Raw genomic sequence first — 3,804 nt, 5'->3', positions numbered from 1 at the left:
ACCGGCAGATCGCCCCCGCATCGTCCATGTAGGCGAACTCCCCCTCGCGAGGTGGTTCCTCCTCCTCGGCGCCGAGGGGTAAAAAGGGCTCGCCGCCCCCTGCCGCCGCCAGGCGGATATCGCCCACTACGGTGTCCAGATCCTCCGCTCCGCAGGGGAAGAGGAACTTGAGGGACGTTATATTGTAAAGGTCCACCAAGGGGTTGATCGACGGGGGGCAACTGCCCTTCACCGCTCTTTTCGCCAGACCCTCGATGGAAGAGCGGTAACCCTTGGGGGCGCCGAAGGCGCGGTATGCCTCCCTCCAGGGAACGAAGTAGGGACTCTTGCCGAAGGGCACGTCGCCCAGCCGTGAGGCCGCTTCCCGGCAGGCCTGCGCCAGCGCCTCCGAGCCATTCCAGGGTACGGCGTTGTCCATATCTTTGATGACAAGCCCGCAGATCCGGGCCTGGGGGAAAAGTACGAAAATCTTTTTGTCTATCATGAACTTCCGCATCGTTTCGTATCCTTCCCGCTGATCGCCCATCATGCCGGGGTCGCTAAGGGGGACCGGGCTTTTTTGTCCAATCGCCTGTACGGTCACTCGGGGGTCGGCACCCTTGATTTTATGTTGTTAAAAGTATTCATAATATGTCTACCCGCGATCAATCCTACAAGATCGCTATCTTTTTCTTCCAGAGCTCTGACAAGCCTTTTGTGATCGATCTTGGGGTATTACGATCCAGGATTGATAAAAAACTCAACATTAGGTTTTTGCTCCGCACAATAACGATCGTAATAGTAAATGTAAAGTTATGATCTCAGGAAAATCGACCGGCCATGCTTGATTAGGTGTGTGTTTCCTGAACCTCCAAACACCAACATGTTGAATCTCCCGTTAATATTACAACAAAGGTTCGGATCAGATCCGAGGTAGGCTTTTTCCTCCTGTTGTAGCAATTCTCCCAACACGGCTATCCTGTTTTTTCGCATTATCAGCACATCTTCTTGGGCGACAAGAACCTCCAGAGTCGACCTTAAGATAAAGCACTTCCCTCATGTCCTCCAAGCTAAACAGGGGAATAAACAACCGCGGAAAGGCTTGTTGTCCAGAACACCTTCGGCGGCACATTAATGCCTTAAAAGTCGGTCATATTACATCGAAGTTCCTACTAACAACTTTTTCGACGTAATCAGAATTAAAAGCGAATAGGAGCGCCCCATAACGGCTAAGACTGAAAGAAACTGTATCTCCTACTCTTAAAGACCTCCTCGAATTCTGTATATCCAGTACCAAGTGGTCGCTGGAGGCCCCCAGGATCGTAATTCCTTCCTCTTGAGGTTCAAGATCAAAGGGTGTTACATCCTGTCGGCCTATTGCGACAATTCCGCGCCTTCTGATACCCCTATCTTCAAAATGGGGAGTATTCCCAAAGGCGTCTTTGGCTATCTTACCTACCGGTACAGTGGGCTTGAAATAGATCTCTATCAGCTCAGCGTCAAGCCTCATTGTGTCCTGCCTGAAGCCGGGGATGTTTTCCTTGCCGCACATCCCCCTGAGGATTCCCCCTCCGACCCTTAAATGGTTTATCTCCGCGGGTATCTCTTTAGAATTGAGCATTTCATAAAAGACCCTGGTACCTCCCGGTGAAATCAGCCACCGGTCGGCACCCAGTTCTGTCTTAACCTGCAGTCCCAGTTTTACCAGCTGGTCCATATTGTCAGCGGAAGGGAGAACTCCTCCGAAGCATCCAAGGTTTGTCCCGACACCTATACATGCTACCCTTTTCAAGGAACGAAACAATTCGATGAACTCGCCGACACGATCGGGCCAAACACCTTCCCTTAAGTCGCCCAGGTCGATCATTAATAAAACTTCAAAGTTTATCCTTTTATCATTGCAGGTTCTTTCCAGTTCCAAGACCGCTTCTTTCATAGAGACCAGGCACCAGTCAGCGATCTCTACCAATTCATCGATCTCGCTCAGCATAGGGATCCGGAGTAGCCCCAGTCTGCAATCTATCGATCCTGCCCTGAGTTTTCGCAGATTCTTCAACCTGCTGTCCATCAGGGACTGGATCCCACCGTCAAGGATCGCCTCGGAGACTTTTAAATCGGCACAGACACCTTTTACTACTGAATCGATACTGATACCCCGTTCATGGCATACCTGCAACGCGGTGGAAGCATTATGCCGAATCGCTTCAAGGTTTATCCACAGGGTTGGATTCATTTTTCATAGTACCAACAGGCTACGAAATGATCAGGGCCTATCTCTTTTAGTACCGGGGTTTCAATAAGACAACGGGGCTCTTTTATTTTGCACCGGTGAGCGAAAACACACCCTTTGAAATCTTCTGTTGGGGCGCTGAGAGCCTCTTCCGTGAGAACGACAGAATCCATTGTCCTCTTGCCTAACACCGGGACGGCGCTTAGAAGTGTTTGGGTATAGGGATGAGTGGGATCGTTGAAAATAGAATCACAAGGCCCATATTCCATCAGACTTCCCAGGTACATCACCCCTACTTTGTCACTGACATGGCGAACTACGCTCAAATCATGAGCGATGAACAGGTAGGATAGGTCGAACTCCTTTTTTAGATCGAGTAGAAGATTCAGGATCTGGGCCTGAATGGAAACATCCAGGGCTGAAACGGGTTCGTCGGCGACTATAAACTCGGGAGACACCGCTAAAGCCCTGGCGATACTGATCCTTTGTCTCTGCCCGCCTGAAAACTGGTGAGGATACCGATCTACTTGTTCTGGAAGAATACCCACCCTCTCCAGGTAGAATAGCGCTTTTTCCTCCGCCTCGCTCTTGCTCGAAGCCAGACCGTGAAGCCGGATGGGTTGAGCAACAATCTGGAGGACGCTATGGCGGGGGTTTAAAGAGGAGTAGGGGTTTTGGAAGATCATTTGCATCTTTCTCCTGTAAGGACGGAAGTTCTTTTCCCCAATATTCGTTACATTTTCCCCCCTGAAAAAGATCATTCCATCATCGGGCTCGTAAAGGCGGACGATGGTGCGAGCCGTTGTAGTCTTGCCGCAACCCGACTCACCGACAAGGCTGAAAACCTCTCCTTTTTCTATAGCAAAGGAAACCCTGTTAACGGCGTTGACGAACTTTCTCTCCTTGCGAATTCTTCCGTCCCTGATTACCCAACTACTCAGGAAACCTTTAGTCAAGGAGAACTTTTTAGTTAACCCCCTTACCTCTAATAGGGCCCCCCCACTTATCATCTTTTTGATCCCTCCGGGAAATGACAGCTCACTTCTCTCCCCTCCCCCATACTCCTAGCTTCGGGGAAAACCTCTTCACATATCGGTCTGCGTTTTTTACAGCGGGGAGCAAAGGCACAACCTTTTGGAAGGTTAAAGGGATTGGGGACGAGGCCTTCTATCTGATTCAGGCGCCCCCTGGGGCCATACATTTTAGGGATTGAATCCAGAAGGCCTATAGTATAGGGATGAAGCGGACTACCTATGATATCCTCCATTGTACCCTTCTCAACAATTCTCCCGCTGTACATCACAGCAATCCTGTCCGCCACCCCTGAAACGAGGGCAAGATCATGGGATATGAGTATCATCGCGCTCCCCTGATCTTTGACCAGTTGGTAAAGACGCTTGATAAGTTGTGCCTGGACAGTGACATCCAGGGCCGTAGTGGGTTCATCGGCTATTATCAAAGAAGGAGCCGTCGCGAGAGCAATGGCAATGATCACCCGTTGTCGCATCCCGCCGCTGAAGTGGTGGGGGTAATAATCTACTCTTTGCTCGGGGGAAGGCACGTCGACCATGTTTAAAAGCTGGATGGCTCTCTTT

At 50.4% G+C, this 3,804-nt stretch carries 4 protein-coding genes; all 4 read right to left on the bottom strand.

What is annotated here, in order from left to right; translation table 11 throughout:
- A partial coding sequence (locus GX108_07015; GenBank protein NLO56780.1) for a hypothetical protein occupies positions 1-484 on the bottom strand: 484 nt, incomplete at its 3' end.
- A 645-nt stretch (positions 485-1,129) separates the two neighbouring features.
- A complete protein-coding gene (locus GX108_07010; GenBank protein NLO56779.1) occupies positions 1,130-2,212 on the bottom strand; it encodes an alanine/ornithine racemase family PLP-dependent enzyme in 1,083 nt (360 codons plus the stop codon).
- Entirely contained in the window at positions 2,209-3,219 is a 1,011-nt protein-coding gene (locus GX108_07005; protein NLO56778.1) for an ATP-binding cassette domain-containing protein, read from the bottom strand. The genes GX108_07010 and GX108_07005 overlap by 4 nt, the downstream gene beginning before the upstream one ends.
- A partial coding sequence (locus GX108_07000; GenBank protein NLO56777.1) for an ABC transporter ATP-binding protein occupies positions 3,216-3,804 on the bottom strand: 589 nt, incomplete at its 5' end. The genes GX108_07005 and GX108_07000, both read right to left, overlap by 4 nt.

The organism is Thermovirga sp., assembly GCA_012523215.1.
Classification (GTDB): Bacteria; Synergistota; Synergistia; order Synergistales; family Thermovirgaceae; genus 58-81.
The sequence above is the reverse complement of the archived record's forward strand: the minus strand, read 5'-3'. Positions and strand labels throughout refer to the sequence as shown.